This window comes from Photobacterium angustum (genome assembly GCF_002954615.1).
GTDB lineage: Bacteria > Pseudomonadota > Gammaproteobacteria > Enterobacterales > Vibrionaceae > Photobacterium > Photobacterium angustum_A.
Genome location: NZ_MSCJ01000002.1, coordinates 104,745 through 124,860 on the forward strand (window position 1 = coordinate 104,745; position 20,116 = coordinate 124,860).

At 41.9% G+C, this 20,116-nt stretch carries 20 protein-coding genes and 1 pseudogene; 9 read left to right on the plus strand and 12 right to left on the minus strand.

What is annotated here, in order from left to right; genetic code table 11:
• Window positions 1-6 precede the first annotated feature (6 nt).
• Window positions 7-303 (plus strand): DNA-binding transcriptional regulator Fis, encoded by a 297-nt coding sequence (fis, locus tag BTO08_RS14150; RefSeq protein ID WP_005372656.1) that lies wholly within the window; start codon window positions 7-9, stop codon window positions 301-303.
• A 111-nt stretch (window positions 304-414) separates the two neighbouring features.
• On the opposite strand, the gene BTO08_RS14155 is transcribed toward fis, so the two are convergent.
• The 3 genes and pseudogenes from BTO08_RS14155 to malX form a co-directional block, all read right to left on the minus strand.
• Window positions 415-2,052: a methyl-accepting chemotaxis protein gene (locus tag BTO08_RS14155; protein ID WP_105061400.1), complete on the minus strand. Its 1,638-nt coding sequence runs from the start codon at window positions 2,050-2,052 to the stop codon at window positions 415-417.
• A gap of 304 nt (window positions 2,053-2,356) precedes the next feature.
• Entirely contained in the window at window positions 2,357-3,535 is a 1,179-nt protein-coding gene (locus BTO08_RS14160; RefSeq protein ID WP_105061401.1) for a MalY/PatB family protein, read from the minus strand.
• A 71-nt stretch (window positions 3,536-3,606) separates the two neighbouring features.
• A pseudogene (gene malX, locus BTO08_RS14165) lies at window positions 3,607-5,186 on the minus strand (maltose/glucose-specific PTS transporter subunit IIBC).
• A 194-nt stretch (window positions 5,187-5,380) separates the two neighbouring features.
• Between malX and malI the strand changes: the two are divergent.
• Window positions 5,381-6,406, plus strand: a complete 1,026-nt coding sequence (gene malI / locus BTO08_RS14170) for a Mal regulon transcriptional regulator MalI (RefSeq protein ID WP_105061402.1) — start codon at window positions 5,381-5,383, stop codon at window positions 6,404-6,406.
• Between the two features lie 71 nt (window positions 6,407-6,477).
• Here the strand turns inward: malI and BTO08_RS14175 are convergent, their stop codons facing one another.
• The gene (locus tag BTO08_RS14175; RefSeq protein WP_006647687.1) at window positions 6,478-6,759 is read right to left on the minus strand and encodes a pyrimidine/purine nucleoside phosphorylase; all 282 of its coding nucleotides are present in this window, start codon (window positions 6,757-6,759) and stop codon (window positions 6,478-6,480) included.
• 181 nt (window positions 6,760-6,940) lie between these two features.
• On the opposite strand from BTO08_RS14175, the gene BTO08_RS14180 reads away from it, so the two are divergent.
• Entirely contained in the window at window positions 6,941-7,144 is a 204-nt protein-coding gene (locus BTO08_RS14180; protein ID WP_105061403.1) for a hypothetical protein, read from the plus strand.
• A 10-nt stretch (window positions 7,145-7,154) separates the two neighbouring features.
• Here the strand turns inward: BTO08_RS14180 and zntR are convergent, their stop codons facing one another.
• Window positions 7,155-7,622, minus strand: a complete 468-nt coding sequence (gene zntR, locus BTO08_RS14185) for a Zn(2+)-responsive transcriptional regulator (RefSeq protein WP_105061404.1) — start codon at window positions 7,620-7,622, stop codon at window positions 7,155-7,157.
• A gap of 235 nt (window positions 7,623-7,857) precedes the next feature.
• Here zntR and purH point away from each other — a divergent pair, with 235 nt between their 5' ends.
• Together purH and purD are read left to right on the plus strand one after the other, a co-directional pair.
• Complete coding sequence (gene purH / locus BTO08_RS14190) at window positions 7,858-9,450, plus strand: bifunctional phosphoribosylaminoimidazolecarboxamide formyltransferase/IMP cyclohydrolase (protein ID WP_105061405.1); 1,593 nt, start codon at window positions 7,858-7,860, stop codon at window positions 9,448-9,450.
• A gap of 106 nt (window positions 9,451-9,556) precedes the next feature.
• Window positions 9,557-10,843, plus strand: coding sequence for a phosphoribosylamine--glycine ligase (gene purD / locus BTO08_RS14195; protein WP_105061406.1), 1,287 nt, complete (start codon window positions 9,557-9,559; stop codon window positions 10,841-10,843).
• A gap of 69 nt (window positions 10,844-10,912) precedes the next feature.
• Here the strand turns inward: purD and BTO08_RS14200 are convergent, their stop codons facing one another.
• Window positions 10,913-11,599, minus strand: a complete 687-nt coding sequence (locus tag BTO08_RS14200; RefSeq protein ID WP_242446270.1) for a DUF1481 domain-containing protein — start codon at window positions 11,597-11,599, stop codon at window positions 10,913-10,915.
• A gap of 43 nt (window positions 11,600-11,642) precedes the next feature.
• On the minus strand, window positions 11,643-11,915 hold the full coding sequence (gene hupA / locus BTO08_RS14205; protein WP_005372678.1) for a nucleoid-associated protein HU-alpha: 273 nt from the start codon (window positions 11,913-11,915) through the stop codon (window positions 11,643-11,645).
• Between the two features lie 227 nt (window positions 11,916-12,142).
• Here hupA and BTO08_RS14210 point away from each other — a divergent pair, with 227 nt between their 5' ends.
• Window positions 12,143-13,201, plus strand: coding sequence for a CNNM domain-containing protein (locus BTO08_RS14210; RefSeq protein WP_005372680.1), 1,059 nt, complete (start codon window positions 12,143-12,145; stop codon window positions 13,199-13,201).
• Between the two features lie 66 nt (window positions 13,202-13,267).
• On the opposite strand, the gene brnQ is transcribed toward BTO08_RS14210, so the two are convergent.
• From brnQ to BTO08_RS14220, 3 genes are all read right to left on the minus strand, one after another.
• The gene (gene brnQ, locus BTO08_RS14215) at window positions 13,268-14,575 is read right to left on the minus strand and encodes a branched-chain amino acid transport system II carrier protein (RefSeq protein WP_105061408.1); all 1,308 of its coding nucleotides are present in this window, start codon (window positions 14,573-14,575) and stop codon (window positions 13,268-13,270) included.
• A 115-nt stretch (window positions 14,576-14,690) separates the two neighbouring features.
• A complete protein-coding gene (locus tag BTO08_RS22500) occupies window positions 14,691-14,813 on the minus strand; it encodes a hypothetical protein (RefSeq protein ID WP_255418321.1) in 123 nt (40 codons plus the stop codon).
• Between the two features lie 350 nt (window positions 14,814-15,163).
• Window positions 15,164-15,751 (minus strand): YjaG family protein, encoded by a 588-nt coding sequence (locus BTO08_RS14220; RefSeq protein ID WP_005372684.1) that lies wholly within the window; start codon window positions 15,749-15,751, stop codon window positions 15,164-15,166.
• 67 nt (window positions 15,752-15,818) lie between these two features.
• Here BTO08_RS14220 and BTO08_RS14225 point away from each other — a divergent pair, with 67 nt between their 5' ends.
• Together BTO08_RS14225 and BTO08_RS14230 are read left to right on the plus strand one after the other, a co-directional pair.
• The gene (locus tag BTO08_RS14225) at window positions 15,819-16,730 is read left to right on the plus strand and encodes a D-2-hydroxyacid dehydrogenase (RefSeq protein ID WP_105061409.1); all 912 of its coding nucleotides are present in this window, start codon (window positions 15,819-15,821) and stop codon (window positions 16,728-16,730) included.
• Window positions 16,731-16,761: 31 nt separating this feature from the next.
• Window positions 16,762-17,349 carry a uracil-DNA glycosylase family protein gene (locus BTO08_RS14230; RefSeq protein ID WP_105061490.1) on the plus strand — a complete coding sequence of 196 codons (588 nt, stop codon included), beginning with the start codon at window positions 16,762-16,764 and terminating at the stop codon, window positions 17,347-17,349.
• A 58-nt stretch (window positions 17,350-17,407) separates the two neighbouring features.
• On the opposite strand, the gene hemE is transcribed toward BTO08_RS14230, so the two are convergent.
• Window positions 17,408-18,475, minus strand: a complete 1,068-nt coding sequence (hemE, locus tag BTO08_RS14235; protein WP_005372689.1) for a uroporphyrinogen decarboxylase — start codon at window positions 18,473-18,475, stop codon at window positions 17,408-17,410.
• Between the two features lie 133 nt (window positions 18,476-18,608).
• Window positions 18,609-19,370 (minus strand): NAD(+) diphosphatase, encoded by a 762-nt coding sequence (gene nudC, locus BTO08_RS14240; protein WP_105061410.1) that lies wholly within the window; start codon window positions 19,368-19,370, stop codon window positions 18,609-18,611.
• 150 nt (window positions 19,371-19,520) lie between these two features.
• On the opposite strand from nudC, the gene rsd reads away from it, so the two are divergent.
• Window positions 19,521-20,003: a sigma D regulator gene (gene rsd / locus BTO08_RS14245; protein WP_105061411.1), complete on the plus strand. Its 483-nt coding sequence runs from the start codon at window positions 19,521-19,523 to the stop codon at window positions 20,001-20,003.
• Window positions 20,004-20,116 lie beyond the last annotated feature (113 nt).

Here is a 20,116-nt window from a genome sequence, read left to right on the forward strand (position 1 = left end):
AGAATTATGTTCGAACAAAATCTGACTTCCGAAGCGTTAACAGTAACAACTGTAACTTCACAAGACCAAATCACACAGAAACCATTACGTGATTCAGTGAAGGCATCCCTTAAAAACTACCTTGCTCAATTAAATGGTCAGGAAGTCGACGATCTGTACGAGCTTGTGCTTGCAGAAGTTGAACAACCACTATTAGACACTATCATGCAGTACACTCGCGGTAACCAAACTCGCGCTGCAACCATGATGGGTATCAACCGTGGTACGCTACGTAAGAAGCTTAAAAAATACGGCATGAACTAATACATTTAGTTTAAGTTGTTGATAAAAAAGCCATCCCTGTATTTCAGGCATGGCTTTTTTATTGGTTGCTATTCGGTACTGTCATGCTAAATAAAACACAATAGCCCTATTTTAATGCAGTTTAAAACGCTGAATCGTCACCATCAGATCTTCCGAAATTTGATTGAGCTCTTCACTCGATGACGACATCTGATTGGATTCAGTCGACAATGATATCGAGCTATCATTCAAACTTGCCACATTTTGATTAATACTATTAACGGTTAAAGATTGCTGCTCTGTTGCGGCTGAGATCTGTTGATTCATCCCTTGTATCGCATGAACCTCTTCAACAATTAAATTCAGAGCTTCCCCTGCTGATTCAGAAATCTTTGACGCATTTTGTGCTTTTTCAGCCCCCTGATTCATGACACCAACCGCTTGCTCCGCACCTTGTTGTAATTTTTCAATAATAGTTTGAATTTCAATCGTCGACTCTTGTGTGCGCTGTGATAACGTGCGAACTTCATCAGCAACAACTGCAAAGCCTCGCCCAGCATCGCCTGCTCTTGCAGCTTCTATCGCAGCATTTAACGCTAATAAGTTAGTCTGCTCTGCAATACCACGTATCACTTCCAATACGGTATCGACATTGCGGCTATCTGTTGCAAGTTGGGTGATCACTTTACTAGCTTCACCAATATCTAATGCGAGCAATTGTGACTCTTCAATATTACGCTGAATAATCACTTTACTGGCTTCTGTTTGTTTCGCTGCTTTAATACTAAAATCAGTGGCATCAACGGTTCTGCCTGCAATTTCTTCAACCGCAGTAAGCATTTCCCCCATTGACCCTACGAGTTGATCGGTGTCTTCTTTTTGTTGGTTTAAATTACTATCCATCGATAACACTGACTGTGATAAACAACGCGAAGAGTTAGTCAGTTGTGAGCCTGCATCACTAATATTGTGGATAATGGTCTGAATAGAAATAACAAAACGATTAAAATGTTTCGCAAGTGCCGTTAATTCAGGCCCGCCTTCTTCTTTAAGGCGCTGAGTTAAGTCACCTTCACCTGTTGATAGATCGCGCATCGCAGCAACAGTTTTTTTAATTGGCAAAGTAATGCTACGAATAAAATACGCCATCAATAATGATAGTATTGCCAAAATAACAGCAACGTTCACAAACGATAGCCATTGGCTGGCTTGAATATCTTGGTTTAAGGCTTTGATATTCATTCCCGCGCCAATCATCCAGCCCCAAGGATGAAAATAATCGGCATAGCTCGTTTTTAAAATCAGTTGATTAGGATCTGACGATGACTTCCACATATAATCAACAAAACCACCGCCTTGCTTACCGACACTGTAAAGCTCTTCGACAAATCGTCGTCCATTACCGTCTTTTAATGACAGAATGTCAGTCCCCATCATTTCGTCAAAACGGGTCGCTATTTGATAGCCTTCTTTATTTCCCGCAAAAATATAATTTCCGCCATCAAAACGCATTGCGTTAATTGCGGCCAGTGCCTGTTTTTGCGCTTCTTCTTCGCTCAATGTGCCATTGGAGCTAAGTGCATGATAGTAATTAACAACTCCTACCGCCCCTTCTACTATCTGCTTAATACCTCTCTCATAATTAGCTCGCATATGTTGATTAGTTGAGGAAATATTTAATACAGCAATAGAAATAAGACCGATGGCAAATAACAGCCATATGATCCAAGCTTTGGTACTAATTGATGCATGTGTTAACGATAGATTCATAGAACCTCCCTATCCTACTTATTACGTTTAGTCATGAAATAGTTTCGCTATAACGACAAGATCAATTAGGCTCTAAGTATCTAAAGCAACACGTTAGGCGTGATTAACCAGAACTCAACCTTGCTAAATACTGTTACTATAATGCTTTCTCTCCAGATAATTTTTATAAATCCAACATATGCGTTACATATCATATAAAGACGCAATTGATAAAACGATTGATCTCTAAAAGTGAGCGGCAATAACAGATACAAAAAAGCTCCGCCGATGCGAAGCTTTTCTTAGTTAGAAAACAAGAAATATTCTATTGATGTTTTAGATCATGCAATGCACTCACCAATGCCTTGAGACCTATTTCTACTTTGCTACGAGAACAACCGACATTTAAACGAACATAACCTTGCCCTTCTTGTCCATAGGTATCACCGCGCATAATGGCGACTTTGTAATGACCAATTAAACGTTGTTGTAGGGCGTTCATATCCACGCTCAATGGCGTTAAATCAATCCACGCTAAATATGTCCCCTCCGGCACTTGATAATTCAACTCTGGAAAGGCCTGATTTAACTGCTCAGCGACATAACGGAGGTTAGCTTGAAGGTAGTCTTTTAAACTATCGAGCCATATTTCACCTTGGTTATAAGCGGCAATATGTCCTATTACGCCTAAAATCGACGGTGACGATAAGCCATGTGCCGCTTTTAACTGAGTAAGGTACCGTTCACGCACAGTTTGATCTGCAATAAACGCATATGCACCCGTTAATGCAGGAATATTAAATGACTTTGATCCTGAAGAAACCAACGCCCAATTATCATCTAATGCCACTTCAGGCCAAGGAATATAATCATTAAATGCCATATCCATATGGATATCATCGGAGATCACTTTCACCTGATATTGCAAACAGATCTGTGCCATACGGCTTAGCTCATCACGTGTCCATACTCGTCCGGTTGGATTTTGTGGGCTACATAGTAACAACACTTTACACTCTGGTTTTGCCGCTTGTGCTTCAAATTGTGCCCAATCAATCTCATAACTGCCACCAGCCGTTTTTAACAACGGGCTTGTTAGCATGAGACGATCATTAGCCGCTAACATATTACCAAACGCATCATAGGCTGGAGTATGAATGAGGACTCCTTCCCCCTGCTTTGTCCACTGCATCACTAATTGCGAAATGATGTAAATCACCGATGGACCATACACAATATGCTCGGGATTGATTGGACTATGATAGCGGCGTGAAAACCATCCTGTGATCGCAGATTTAAAATCATCATGATTCCATCGACTATAGCCAAATACACCGTGTGCTAATCGCTCAGATAACGCTTTCTCAATACATGGCGCAACGGCGAAATCCATATCAGAAATAGTAAACGGCAATAAATCCGCTTCGCCAAACCGATCTTCAACATAATCCCACTGGGTACAATAGGTACCATAACGGTTAACTGGGGTAGAGAAATCAAACATATCAACCTCTTGCAACAAGCAAAAACAGTTATCCAAAACAAAAAAGCGGAGCACTAGGCTCCGCAATCATATTATGCCGTCGTTGGCATTAAGCCCTGCATTTCATTTTTGACCATATGCACCTGAGGCCCAATCACGACTTGTAAGTTATAATCGTCAAGCTTAACGACCCCCAACGCACCGTTAGCTTTGAGTACGGCGTCATTCACTAAACTCATATCATTAACCGATAAACGTAAACGAGTAATACAGTTATCCAGTGACGTAATGTTTGCAGCACCACCCAGTGCTTCTAGAATAATATCTCCTTTGTAACCGTCGTTTTCTCACCCGTTTCCGCAAAGGCTAACTCATCTTTTACATCAGCCACTTCACGACCAGGGGTTTTTAAATTAAAGCGAGTGATCACAAAGCGGAATACGCTGTAATACATCACAAACCATACAGCAGCAACAAGAGGTACTAAGTACCATTTCGTTGCCGTACCTTGAAGTACACCGAAAATCAAAAAGTCGATAATATTGCCATCAGTATTACCAATCGTTACGCCTAATAGGTGCATCGCCATAAAACCAACACCCGTTAAAATAGCATGAACAAAGTACAGTGCTGGTGCTACGAACAGGAATAAGAACTCTAATGGCTCTGTGATACCACCAATCACACACGCAACCACACCTGATAACAATAACGCTTTTACCTTGCTGCGATTTTCAACGCGAGCACAGTGGTACATCGCAAGAGCAGCGCCAGGTAATCCACCAAGGAAAGCAGGCATTTTACCTTGCGACAAGAATGATGTTGCCGAGTTAGAGAAGCCGTTAGTTGTTGAGCAAGAAAGCTCTGCATAGAAAATATTTAATGCGCCACTTACCGTGTTACCACACACATCCATCGTGCCACCAGCTTCCGTAAAACGCACCAATGCAACAAGAATGTGGTGTAAGCCAAATGGCAATAACAAACGCTCACCGGTACCGAAAAGGAATGGACCAAATGGGCCTGAGTGAGAGATTAAGCTACCAATACCATTAATACCCATAGCAAAGTAAGGCCATACTAGCGGTACTAATAGGCCAACCACACCTAGCGTTAAGGTTGAGATGATCGGAACAAAACGCGCGCCACCAAAGAAAGCTAATGCATCAGGCATTTTGTAGGTATAGAAACGTGCATGCAGTTTCGCCACAATAATACCGACGATCACCGCGCCTAAAATGCCGGTATCAATCGACTCTATGCCCAAAACCGACTTCACACCGTAGGCTTTTTCTTCGGTCGCATTGCCTAATACGCCAGCCACTGTTAGGTAAAAATTAATCGATAAGTTAAGTGCTGCGTAACCAACAAAACCTGCAAATGCGGCAACGCCTTTTTCTTCACGAGCAAGGCCGAGTGGAATGGCTACGGCAAACATGATAGGTAAATAGATAAATGCGACCAAACCAACTTTGGTCATCCACATGAACAGCAATTGCAGTACGGTATTATCAAGAAAAGGCATACTTTCTTTTACTGCAGCACTTGATAACGAGCTACCAATACCCAGTAAAATACCGGAAAACGCTAAAAGTGCCACTGGCAACATAAACGTTTTACCTAAGCTTTGGAAAAACTCCCATAGCGTTGTTTTATTTGCAGATTTAGACATCATTGTCACCTAATCACTGTTTTATCTTCGTCAAAAACAAAGTGATAAAACGTTTTATCAACTTTTATCGGCATCGAGATCACGGAACATATCTCGCGCCATAACACATATTAAAAACTGTGATCCTGTTAATATTCAGATCATAGATATAACGTTTTATATTGATAGATAAATACAGGGTAATTAACTATCTAATGGCTAAATCAAGCAAAGTAAAGATCACCGATGTTGCCGACTATGCCGGCGTCTCCGTTTCCACTGTTTCTTTGGTACTTGGCAATAAAGGCCGTATATCAAAAGCGACAATTGATAAGGTCAATCAAGCAGTTGAAGCCTTAGGCTATGTTCGCAATAACGCCGCAGCGAATTTACGATCCAATCACTCAAATTTGATCGGCTGGATCTTAGCGGATATTACAGATCCCTTTTATACCGAAGTCACGGCAGGGTTAAGCGACGAGCTTGAACAACATGACCATATGTTATTTCTTGCCCAGTCCAACCATCAAGCAGACAAATTAATCCAATGTGTCCAATCGATGATCCAACAAGGTGTCGCAGGTATTGCGTTTAGCCCGGTAAGAGAAGCAACCAATCAAGTACTCGAAATGGCAAAAAAAGCCAATATTCCTGCGGTTTGCTTGGCCCGCTCCGCCGTGAATAATGAGGTCGATTATATTGGACCTGATAATCATCAAGCCGCAATCCTTGCAACTCAGCACTTAATCCAACAAGGTCATCGTCATATTGCGTATATTGGTGGAAGCAGTGACTCACTCACCCGTGCAGAGCGTATTGGCGGCTACGGCACGACATTAATGCAATATGGTTTACCGTTTAAAAATGAATGGATAATTGAAGCTCAGAATAACCAGTGCCAAGCCGCGGATCATGTTCAACAACTGCTAACTCAGCATCCTAAAATTACCGCGCTATTATGCCACCGACCCGCCATTGCATTAGGGGCGATGTATGGTATTCAACGGGTAGGGAAAAGTGTCGGAAAAGATAACTATATTGGTCAACAAATCGGCTTAATTGGGTTTGATGATACCCCTGAAGCGGCTTTAACTCAGCCAAGCCTAACTATGATCAGCTCTCCTACCCGACAAATGGGTCAACTTGCAGGACAACGCTTACTCGCAAAAATGAAAGCTCATAATGAAACGGCACAACAGTTTATTTTACCACCACAATTAATTGAGCGAGGTTCAGCATAGAGATACCAAACAGCGACAAACAAAAAAGCTCCACCGAAGTGAAGCTTTTAGATAATCACGATAACTTAAAATTATAAGTAATCACAAAGATAAGCAGTAGTAACCAATACTTTCACATTAAATGAACTGTCACCAGGAACTTCAAAGTTATCGCCTGCGTTGTAAGTTTCCCAGTCAACATGGCCAGGTAGTTTTACAGTTAATGCACCTTTAACCACAGTCATACGTTCAGGCGCTACAGTACCAAAGGTATATTCGCCAGGTGCCATCACGCCAACACTGACATGATCGCCCGAAGATTCAAAGCCAATTGATTTTACTTGGCTATCAAAATATTCATTTACTTTTAACATCGATTTTCCTTATCTTTAATTCGTATTAGCAATACGCTATTGACTGAAAATTATCACAAAATTTCACAATGCCCTAATGAAATATAATGATGCTAATCACGATATTCATGACATGAATTTAACTTGGTTCATGATAAAAAAACGCTACACTAGTCTTCGAAATTTTATCGAGGGATCTCAGATGTTAAATAAGCATGTTTTAGCGGTACTACTGATCGCTTCGTTACCATTAGTTGGTTGTAGCAGTAGCGATAAACAAAATATTAAAGATGGCTTCACTGAGATTGGTCACGCAACCCGTGATGCAACCAAAGCAACGGGACACTTTTTCCGTGATACCACAAAAGATGCGATCCAAAATGCAAAAGAAGCCACCAGCGATTAATTTACACGTTCTATTTCTTGTGCCTTGAACAACATGACTTGGTGCCACCGATAGGATCTGGCGTGTCACAACTATCGTTCAAGGCCTCAAGGATTGAGCAATGACTCGCATCATCATCCACATGTCCACAACACGCATCATTGATCTTTTTCAACGCGCGTCGAATACGCGTGAGTTCCTTTATTTTCATGTCCACTTCATCAAGCTTCGCTTGGGTGATCGCTTTTACTTCCGCACAACTATGTTGACTTGCTTCCAGTCGGATATCTAATAGCTCACGAATTTCTTCCAAACTTAAACCAATAGCTTTAGCCCGTAAGATAAATTTAACTCGCGATAGATTATCCTCACTATATAAACGATAACCACTGTCGCTTCGGCCTGCTGGCTGGAGCAAATGATTTTTTTCGTAAAACCGTAATGTATCGCTACTGACCTGACATAACTTTGCTAATTGACCAATTAAATACATCGCCATCTTGCTTATTTCTCCTAAAGACAACCCAGAAGCAAACGTTTGCGTAATATTCCTATTCATGTAAAATAATGGTCACATTACGCACGAATGACCATTACTGATAAATCACTATTGTCATCACCTACGCTTTGTTGATGTGATGAGAATCAGGATATTTCCCAAAACCAATTCACACCAAATGGGCTTGGTCTTGGGAAATATTCTATTCACCGTGTAATTAAAAGAGATAGTAGCCATGGAAAACGCTCGTCCTATTCGCCGTGCACTGATCAGCGTATCAGACAAAACAGGTATTGTGGAATTCGCACAGGCTCTTGCCAATCGCGGCGTAGAAATCTTATCGACTGGCGGTACCGCTCGTTTACTTGCCGAGAAAAACATTCAAGTCACTGAAGTTTCTGATTACACCGGTTTCCCAGAAATGATGGATGGTCGTGTAAAAACCCTTCACCCAAAAGTTCACGGTGGCGTACTAGGCCGTCGTGGTACTGACGACGAAGTAATGGAAAAGCACGGCATTAACCCTATCGATATGGTTGTTGTTAACCTTTACCCTTTCGCTGAAACTGTTGCCAAAGCCGGTTGTACGCTAGCCGATGCAGTTGAGAACATCGATATCGGTGGACCAACAATGGTACGCTCTGCTGCGAAAAATCATAAAGATGTAGCGATTGTCGTTAATGCGCACGATTACGACCGTGTACTAACAGAAATTAGCACGAACAATGGCTCACTAACTCAGGCAACACGTTTCGATTTAGCTATCTCGGCTTTTGAACATACTGCAGCTTACGACGGCATGATCGCCAACTACTTCGGTACTATGGTGCCATCTTACGGCGACAACAAAGAAGGTGATGAAGAATCGAAGTTCCCACGCACTTTCAATCAGCAGTTCGAGAAAAAACAAGACATGCGCTACGGTGAAAACAGCCACCAAGCAGCAGCATTCTATGTTGAAGCAAACCCACAAGAAGCTTCTGTCGCAACGGCAACACAACTTCAAGGTAAGGCGCTATCATACAACAACATCGCAGATACTGATGCTGCACTTGAGTGTGTGAAAGAATTCGATTTACCTGCTTGTGTGATTGTAAAGCATGCTAACCCATGTGGCGTAGCACTCGGTGACAATTTACTTGAAGCCTACGATCGCGCTTACAAAACTGACCCAACCTCAGCATTTGGCGGCATTATTGCGTTCAACGGTGAATTAGATGCAGCAACCGCACAAGCGATTGTTGATCGTCAATTTGTCGAAGTTATTATCGCGCCGAAAGTATCAGCAGAAGCGACAGCCGTTATAGCGACCAAGAAAAACTTACGTCTACTTGAGTGTGGCGAATGGACAACCAAAACCACTGGCTTTGACGTTAAACGTGTAAATGGTGGTTTATTGGTTCAAGACCGTGACCAAGGCATGGTATCACTAAGCGATTTAACCGTAGTTACCAAGCGTCAACCAACAGATGAAGAGCTACGTGATGCGCTATTCTGCTGGAAAGTAGCAAAATACGTGAAATCAAACGCGATTGTGTATGCAAAAGGCAATATGACTATCGGTGTCGGCGCTGGCCAAATGAGCCGCGTTTATTCTGCCAAAATTGCAGGTATTAAAGCTGCAGACGAAAACCTAGAAGTCGCGGGCAGCGTAATGGCATCAGATGCATTCTTCCCGTTCCGTGATGGTATTGATGCAGCAGCAGAAGCAGGCATTACTTGTGTTATCCAACCAGGTGGTTCAATGCGTGATGACGAAGTCATTGCTGCCGCTGACGAGCATGGCATGGCGATGGTATTTACCGGTATGCGCCACTTCCGCCACTAAGTTGTCATCACAAACTTAAGTGAATAAACAATAACGATTTAGTCTCTGCTCTTTTTTAAAGAGCAGAGATTTTTAAGTATTTAGCGCGAAGCAATAAGGATTAACGATGAAAGTACTGATCATTGGTAACGGCGGCCGTGAACACGCATTAGGCTGGAAAGTTGCACAAAACCCACAAGTAGAAACCGTATTTATTGCTCCTGGTAATGCCGGTACAGCACTTGAACCAAAACTGGAAAATGTTGAGATTGGTGTTGAAGACATCGCAGCATTAGTCGAATTTGCGCAAAATAATCAAATTGGTTTAACCATTGTCGGCCCAGAAGCGCCACTGGTTATTGGTGTGGTTGATGCCTTCCGCGCCGCTAAACTGCCCATCTTTGGTCCAACAGAAGCCGCAGCGCAACTTGAAGGTTCTAAAGCTTTCACTAAAGACTTCCTTGCTCGCCATAATATTCCAACGGCGGAATATCAAAACTTTACTGAAATCGAACCCGCTCTTGCTTACTTAAAGCAAAAAGGCGCACCGATTGTAGTAAAAGCGGATGGCTTAGCGGCAGGTAAAGGTGTGATTGTCGCAATGACAGAGCAAGAAGCCGAAGATGCCGTACGCGACATGCTCGCTGGCAATGCGTTTGGTGAAGCCGGTCACCGCGTAGTTATCGAAGAGTTCTTAGATGGTGAAGAAGCCAGTTTCATCGTAATGGTCGATGGTAAAAACGTCCTACCTATGGCCACCAGCCAAGATCATAAACGTGTCGGTAATGGCGATACTGGCCCTAACACGGGTGGCATGGGTGCTTATTCTCCTGCTCCTGTTGTTACGCAAGAGATCCATGACCGCGTGATGAAAGAAGTGATCTACCCAACGGTTGAAGGAATGGCTGCAGAAGGCGCACCTTACACAGGTTTCCTTTATGCAGGCTTGATGATCATGAGCGATGGTACACCTAAAGTGATCGAATATAACTGTCGTTTTGGTGATCCAGAAACCCAACCTATCATGCTACGTATGCAGTCGGATTTAGTTGAACTTTGTTTAGCAGCAATTGATGAAAAACTCGATACTGTAGAATCTAAGTGGGATCCTCGCGCTTCTATCGGTGTTGTTTTAGCAGCTGGCGGCTATCCTGCAAGCTACAACAAAGGAGATGTGATTTCAGGTTTACCACAACAAGAAATCGCAGGCGAAAAAGTCTTCCATGCAGGTGCTGCAAATAACAACGGTAATATCGTTACTAACGGTGGTCGTGTGTTATGCGCAACGGCGATGGGCGATACTGTCCTTGAAGCACAACAACGCGCTTATGCGCTGGCAAAACAAATTTCGTGGGATGGCATGTTCCATCGTGACGATATCGGTTATCGTGCTATTGCTCGTGAGCAACAATAAAACTCATTCCTCCTGAGTTAAAAAAACGCGCTTAATCAGCGCGTTTTTTATTGCCTTTTTAACAAGCATTTATTGCTTAGTATCAATCAATATCGGTGCTTGTAGACAAGCCTCACTCACCACATCCGGTAACAGCTTATTAATTGTTAACTTACCGTTTTTCTGCTTGCCAATTGCCGCCCAATATCCCGATGGGTCAAATACGGATAATACATTAGGATCATCAATAGCGATCGGTTGTTGAGTTTGACAAGAGATCAGCTGTTGTTGCTGCCTATAACCTTGCTCAAAATACTGTTTTGATTTTTTTAATCGTTCAACCTGATCGATTAAATATTCGCTGTGCTGTTTAAGCTCTGCTATCTCATTTGTCGTTAACGGTAAGATATGACCATCTTCTTTATAGCGTTGATAAACTGCAACGCCTTGGCTATCGAAGCGAAGTTGTAATTCAAAGGGAACTTGCTGCCCATCGATTAACCGATCACCTTGTTGTAACAGCGTCTTAAGCTTACCAGACTGCCATTGATAATCACTTTGATAATCACCTTGCTTGGTATTATAAACACGCTCTCCTAGCCGTTCAGGAGCATTCTGGCGGGATAAATACCAATAGATATGTGTACCATCTGATTTTTGCTCAGCAACATTCACCTTAGTGATCGGTAATGCGGGGTTATCAGCAAGGTTTCCTGCAACACATCCAGAAAGAACGAGAGGAAGAAGAAAAGGAAAGAGAAATGAAATTTTAGACATAAAAAAACCGCCAGACGAATAATTCATTCTGGCGGTATCACAATTACTTCAATGCATCTTTTAGTGCTTTACCAGCAACAAACGCAGGAACGTTAGCTGCAGCAATTTGAATTTCAGCACCAGTTTGTGGGTTACGGCCAGTGCGAGCTGCACGATGGTTTACTTTAAATGTACCAAAGCCAATTAGTTGAACCTGGTCACCGTCTTTTAGCGCATCAGTAATGCCGTCAAGAGTAGATTCCAAAGCTGCTTTTGCTTGTGCTTTAGATAGATCCGCTTTTTCTGCGATCAGGTCAATCAGTTGGGTCTTGTTCATTAGGTTTCCCTTCTAAGGTTTTTTCGTAAGACGGGACAACTCTAATTCAAAAGAAGCCCGTGTGGCAAAGGTTTGTCTGCTTTATTCGACTCAGGTGCGGACTCTTTAACCACAATCTGAGCGCAAGTTCACAAAATGTTACTAAATACTGCATGAAAATAGTTGTATTTATTCTGTCTAGCCCCGATTAATATAGCGGATATTCGCTAATTTACTGATAGGTTGACATGGTACTCCTTACGATTTACATCTCCGTTGCGATTGGTGTTTCGTTTATTTGTTCCGTATTAGAAGCGGTGTTACTTAGTATTTCACCAAGTTATATCGCCACATTACGCCAACAGAATCACCCGGCGGCGGCAAAACTCACCGCGCTCAAAGATAATATTGATCGGCCTCTTGCCTCGATCTTGACCCTAAACACCATTGCTCACACCATCGGTGCTGCAACCGCAGGTGCACAAGCGACTATCGTATTTGGTAGTGAGTGGCTAGGTGTGTTCTCGGGCGTATTAACAATAGGTATTTTATTACTCTCTGAAATTGTGCCAAAAACCATTGGTGCAACTTACTGGCGTCAACTTGCACCATTCTCAGCGACTATGTTGCGTTGGATGGTATTGCTTTTGATCCCTCTAGTGTGGGTATCAGAGCAAATTACTCGTCGTTTATCACGCGGTCATGAGCAACCAAAATTACGTGATGAAATTTCAGCAATGGCATTACTAGCACACGAAACAGGTGAGTTAGGTGAAGGCGAGTCAAAAATCCTAACCAACTTACTGCAATTCCGTGATGTAAGCGTAACGAAAATTATGACGCCACGTCCGGTGCTATTTCGTGTTGATGCAGAGCAAACCATTAATGAATTCTTGTCTCAGCATAAAAATAGCCCGTTCTCTCGTCCATTGGTATATAGCGAGCAGAGTGACAACATTGTCGGTTTCGTTCACCGCCTAGAGCTATTTGCAGAAAGCCAAGCGGGTAAAGGGGGTCAAGAGCTCGGTGTATTAATGCGCCCACTACCCGTTATTATGAATAACGTTAGCGTACCTAAGGCTTTTGAACGCTTAATGCAGGAACGTTCACAGCTTATCTTAATCGTTGACGAATACGGCACAGTACAAGGTCTAGTGACCTTAGAAGATATTTTCGAAAGCCTGGTGGGTGAAGAAATTGTCGATGAAGCCGATAAAAATACTGACATGCAGCAACTGGCTTTCCAGCGTTGGGAAAAGTGGAAGAAAAAGCATGGTGTAATTCAAAATAATGATGAAGAGAAATAATCCTCCATCATGAAAAAAGGGACCTTTCGGTCCCTTTTTTATTATCTCTTTAAACTACTCAGTACATTAGTATTCTTTAGTCAGTACTTGGCGTTTTACTGTCAAACGCTGCGCAATTAATCCGATAACCAAAGTGATTACCGTAGGTAAAATCCAACCTGCGTAATAGTGATATAACGGTAGATTAACCTCTAGTACCTTATCCATCTGTGCTGGCATCGCTTCAAGAATATGCGTTGCATCAATACAGCCAAAAATCATCGCAACGGCTAAGGTTGCTAGTACCATCTTTTGTGATAATTGATGGCGTAACGGCGCAATAATCAGTAATGAAATCGCAATAGGGTGTAACGCAACAACCACAGGTAATGTCACTTTCAACAATTGCGATAAACCAACGTTAGCAATAACGCCTGATAGCACCATGATCACAATAACACTTTTACGATAAGTCACCGGTGTGAAAGTACGGCTATAAAACTCACTACCCGCAGTTGTCACCCCAATCGCCGTTGTTAAGCACGCCAAGACTAATACCGCACCTAATAACAAAGTACCAAACACACCAAAATGATAATTGGTGAAAGCAGTTAAGATCTCACCACCATTGGTGAAGTTTAACCCTAGCCCTTCACTTGTTACGCCAATATAAGCAAGAGACAAGTACACTAATGCCATTGCACTTGAATACATAAGCGCCGCAATTAACGTGTATTTTGCAATTGCTTTAGGCTCTTTAACGCCCATGCCTTCAATAGCACGGAAGATAACCCAGCCAAAACCAATCGATCCTAACGCATCCATCGTCATATAACCTTGGGTTAAACCTTCAGCCATCGCTCCATTAACATAAGCTCCCGTTGCTTCAGTGACATAACCTGAAGGATATAAAATAGCGACAACAGCCATCACACCTAAAATCGTTAGCAGTATTGGCGTTAACCATTTGCCTAAAGTGTCCACCAGCTTACCGGGATATAACGAGAACAAAATAGCGGCGATACAAAATGCTATAGAAAAAGGGATGAGACCAACATCACCCATGAAGGGAGCAAGACTAAATTGGTAAGCCACGGTGATCGTACGAGGAATAATAAAAGCAGGACCAATCACAATAAACAACATCACCCAAAAGCTAGTTGCTAAAGGTTTCGGTAATGCAGCGGTTAAGTTATCAGAGCCTCGAACCCAAGCGACAATCACCAGCGCAATCGCAGGTAAACCCACTCCAGTTAAAAGAAAGCCTGTCATGCCACTTAGAAAGTTATCACCAGCTTGATAGCCTAAGAATGGAGGGAAGATTAAGTTTCCCGCGCCTAAATACATGGCGAATGTCATAAAGCCTAATGCGGCAATATTGCGTGCACTTAACATAGTATTCCTTTGATTGTGACTTTCAGCTTGGAGGAAGCGAGATGGGAATATGTTTCAAAGGACCTATCAGCTTCTTCGCAAGCTGACAGTAATGTTTAAATATAAGTTGCCAGCTCTAAATACGTTTTAGAGAGAGCATGAGGAGTTGGCGTATATTACCGTCACACATCGCATATTGCGCAGTAATATTACGACCACAAAAACAGGTAGCGAATGTCATTGCTATAAATGTATGCATTGTACCTCCTCGTGAATAAACCATTATTGCCATAAACAATGTGCTACGGCGCTGTAATGTTATAAACGGCGAAGGGATTGAATTACAATAGCCAAAATAAAATAAGTGGAATGGTGCAAAGTTAAACCAACAAGCAGTGATATTCACTGGTTTTCAAATAAAAAACCAGAACTAAAAACTTCACAAGCCCAAAACATACTGAAACATAAACAATACAAATGATGAAATAACAGTCTTTTCTACGATATTTTGCTTATATAACGAAATATTTTTATGCTGAAAAACGCACTTTCACCGATACAAAAAAAGAGCCCTTAGGCTCTTTCTTTACTGTCATAGCGATATAGCTGTTAGAGCTCAATACCGATATTACTGACAGGCTCATCACGCAACTCTGCACGAAGATCTTTAATCAATTCAATATCACGTGTTTCAGCTTCTTTTAATGCACGGAAAATCGCCCACTGGGTATCCCATTCCGCACATACAGCTTCATTTTCTTTTTGATTATCGTTAGTGATCTCGATACCTGTTTGTGCGTACTCAAGATTAGCAACAGTTTCTGCCGATAAAGCACTTAGTTTGATCACTGTTTCCATCATAAGATCACGATCTAACATCGCATGAAGAAGATCAGCAAGTGCAACACACGCATCAATCGCAGGGCTTACCGCGTAGATATCAAACTCATCTTCGCTTGGCACCATATCTTCTAATTTTTCTAGCTGATTCTCGAAGTTAATTTTGGCGTTTTTAACGGTCAAAATCTCCCAGACGCTATCTAAGATCACTCGATATTTATAAGAATCAGCAAATCCTGTTTCTGCACAGAAAAATACATAATTTGGGTACATACGCTCACACAAAGACACCATAAATGTCAGGTGTTGCCACGGTTCTAATTTTTCTAAGCGTAACTGGATCGGATTTTTAAGCATGAGATAATCTACAGTAGTGATTTGAAGTGAAGTTTACTTGATAAACGAATAAGGCTAAAGGAAAAGCATGATCAAAGTTTCAGTAATATCAAAGCAACAACAACGCTATACCCAATTATTGGCACAGGCGCAGTTACCGGACCTTTGCTTAACCGATGATCCTTCGCAAGCAAGCATAATTCTAGCGGATCCTCCTTTGATCGCCAACCAACTCGAACAATTACCCAAACTAAAGTGGTTACAATCAACATTTGCAGGTATTGATGCCCTCATTAAACCTCATCTAAGACAAGATTATTTACTCACTAACGTTAAAGGATATTTTGGCCCTTTGATCAGTGAATATGTTATTGGTCAGTGCCTTAATTACTATCGTCACTTCCACCAATACGCACAGCAACAAACACAATCTTTATGGCAGCCAATCCCTTATCAATCTGTCAGTGGTAAAACCATGGTAATCATAGGTACAGGAAGCATCGGCTGTATACTCGCAAAAACGGCAAAAGCATTGAATTTCTCGGTCATTGGTGTCAACAGGCAAGGCTTATCAGCCTCTACTGATTTTACTCAAACGTATCCAATTACAGAATTGCAGCACGCACTCAGCAAGGCAGATGTGATTGTTTCTATTCTGCCATCAACAGAGCAGACGAATGATATCTATAACCAACAATGCTGGTCCCACTGTCGTAATGCACTTTTTTTCAATGTCGGTAGAGGTAATACTGTTGTTGAATCAGACTTAATTAATGCGCTTGATAATAAACAGCTCAACCATGCTTACCTTGATGTTTTCAAGCAAGAGCCACTTAACCAAGATCATCCTTTTTGGCACCATCCAAAAATCAGTATCACTCCACATATAGCGGCAGAAAGTTTTCCAGAACAAGTCATAGAGATATTCAAAACTAATTACCTCCGCTTTAAACAACATCAAGATCTAAATTATCTTATTGATTTTAAAAGTGGATATTAAAAGTGCAACTATATTTGAACGTACAAACAAGATGAAACAAGTTGATAACTTACGCGATCTTATTCACCACTGCGAGATCTGCAAAGATCACCTAGCACCTCGACCAGTAATTCAATTTAGCTCTAAAGCTAGGTTATTGCTTATTGGGCAGGCGCCCGGATTAAAAGTCCATCAAACAGGGATCCCATTCAATGATCCTAGCGGTGATCGTCTACGCCAATGGCTTGGGCTGGACAAAGATACCTTCTATAACCCAGAACACATTGCCATTATGCCGATGGGTTTATGTTATCCAGGAAAAGGGAAAACTGGTGATTTACCACCTCGCCCAGAGTGTGCACCAAAATGGCATCAGCCAGTACTTGATCTGATGCCTAATATCGGTATGACATTACTGATCGGACAATACGCACAAAACTATTATTTACAAGGTAAGCCGAAAACACTCACAGAAACCGTAAGGCAATGGCAACAATGGGCACCCCGCTACATTCCATTGCCTCACCCATCGCCTCGTAATGCCATTTGGCTTAAAAAGAACCCATGGTTTGAATCAGATGTCGTTCCTTATATTCGCCAATACGTCCACCAGCATTTAGCAATCAAAGACCAAGTTTAGAGATAAAAAAACCCACGCTATTGCGTGGGTTTCAGTTTTATCATATCAATTTGGCAAATTATTTATGATAAGGCTTCGATAATTCATGTACGGCTTCAACAAAGACACCAGCATTTTCAGGCGGAACATCCAAGTGAATACCATGACCTAAGTTAAAGACATGGCCTGTACCACCGTCACCAAATCCTTCAAGAATCGTTGCTACTTCTTGACGAATACGTTCAGGTTGCGCATACAGCATGGATGGATCCATATTACCTTGTAGTGCAACCTTATCACCGATGCGACGTTTCGCTTCTGCGATATCAATGGTCCAATCTAAGCCTACGCCATCACAGCCCGTCGCTGCAATTTGCTCAAGCCACATGCCACCATTTTTAGTAAACAGCGTAACAGGTACACGACGACCTTCATTTTCACGAATTAAGCCATCTACAATCTTATGCATGTAACGCAGCGAGAATTCGTTGTAATCACGTGGGGTTAATACACCACCCCAAGTATCAAACACCATCACAGCCTGTGCACCGGCTTTGATCTGTGCATTTAGATATTCAGTAACACTATCAGCTAACTTATCTAGCAATAGGTGTAGTGTTTGTGGCTCTGCATACATCATCTTCTTGATCTTAGTGAAAGCTTTAGAGCTACCACCTTCAACCATGTAAGTCGCCAATGTCCATGGGCTACCAGAGAAGCCAATCAACGGTACTTCACCTTGCAGATCATGACGAATTTGACGAACTGCATTCATTACGTATTGCAGCTCACCTTCAGGATCAGGTAAACCAATTTTATCTACGTCAGCTTTACAAGTAATAGGACGTTGGAATTTAGGGCCTTCGCCGGCTTCGAAGTATAAGCCAAGACCCATTGCATCAGGAATCGTCAAGATATCTGAGAACAAGATAGCAGCATCAAGCGGAAAACGCTTAAGTGGCTGCAATGTGACTTCACTTGCTAGCTCAGCGTTCTTACATAGCGACATAAAGTCACCTGCAACGCTACGTGTTTCACGGTATTCAGGGAGATAACGACCCGCTTGGCGCATCATCCACACCGGCGTGTAATCAACAGGCTGTTTTAACAACGCACGTAGGTAGCGGTCATTCTTTAATTCGCTCATTTGAGACTCCATGGGTAAATTCTGCATTTATTGTATCATTCATTACTCAGAACAAAATAGAACATATCTTATTCTATCAATAGGAAATAACGATACGATAACGCGTTAAACCTGATTGTTAATCATTACAGGGCTAGCTTGAAAAAGACAGCGTATGATCTATCAACCGACGTGCGATTGTCCCTTGTGGCGGTAACTGAGGTAAATGCTCCGCATCAGCCCAGATTGCGTCGGTTAACTCTTCATAATCAGGCTTAATATCACCACTGGCGTAATCAGCAGTAAATCCCATCATCAGATTAGAGGGAAATGCCCACGGCTGACTAGCAAAGTATTGAATATTCGCAACAGTAATGCCTGTTTCTTCCAATACTTCACGTGCAACACATTGCTCTAGTGTTTCACCAGTTTCAACAAAACCCGCAATCACGGTATACATACCTGTTTTATGTCTGGGATGCTGCGCGAGCAAAATTTTCTCATCTTTACGTACCGCGACAATAATACAAGGCGAAACACGTGGATAATCTATTGCCTTACAAGTTTGACACTGCATTGCCAATTGGTCTTCACACAACATTGCTTCATGACCACAGCGTCCGCAAAAGTGTTGTTGATAGAGCATATGAGATAATTGGATTGCTCGTCCGACAAGATTAAAAAGCCCTGAATCTTCATTTAATAATTCGCGCAAACTATAGAAAACGTCTGAATCGTCTAAAAACTTAGCTTCTCCCCAATAAACAGGTATCCCATTAAACGTACCTATTTGTCGAATATCACTCATCTTAGTCGCTAAATCAGACATTGCTCGCAATGGAAGCTTACTATTTTCAAGTAGTATTTTACCATTCAGGGTTTCGCAGCTATATGCCACATTCTCATTTTTTAACATTTTTATTACATTCTTCCTTGCAGATGCTATTAATTACTGGCAATCTAAAGTTGAAACCAAGTAGTTATCCGAACAACTAGCTCTCTTTGAAAAGAGAAAGATCATCGACTATCGATTTAACGATACCGACAAGATCATGAGGACGTGCTCATGCTTAGTAAATTCGAACAAGTCAAAAAAGAATGGGGCGGTCATAATGACGTCATTGACCAATGGCTGATGATGCGTCAACAACTGCTTATCGATTATTGTAAACTAGCAGGCTTAGCCCCGAAAGAAGAGGCTAACCGCCAACTTCCTACCGCCTCTCAATTATCGTTATTCAGTGAAGCTCTAGTTGATTATATTTCAGCGGGTCACTTCAAAATTTACGATAACGTAATGGAGCGCTGGCATCAAACAGGTTATTCACCCACCGAAGAAATTTCCACTCTTTACGCAAAAATCACTTTAACGACAGATCCATTATTGAACTTCAATGATAAATACAGCGAAGTTAAAAAAGACGATTTACTCGAAAATTTTGATGAAGACTTATCTCAAGTGGGTGAGCTAATGGAACTTCGCTTTGCCCTTGAAGATAAACTGATTGAGCTGATCAGCGACAGTCTATCTTGCCCTCCTGGCGCATAGCCTAGCCATTATAATATGTGGCAGTACACCGGCTGCCACTTCATTACACACTATCCGACACCTCTCTATTACTCTCCTTATATGAACCGTCCACCAGCCTGACATTTATTACA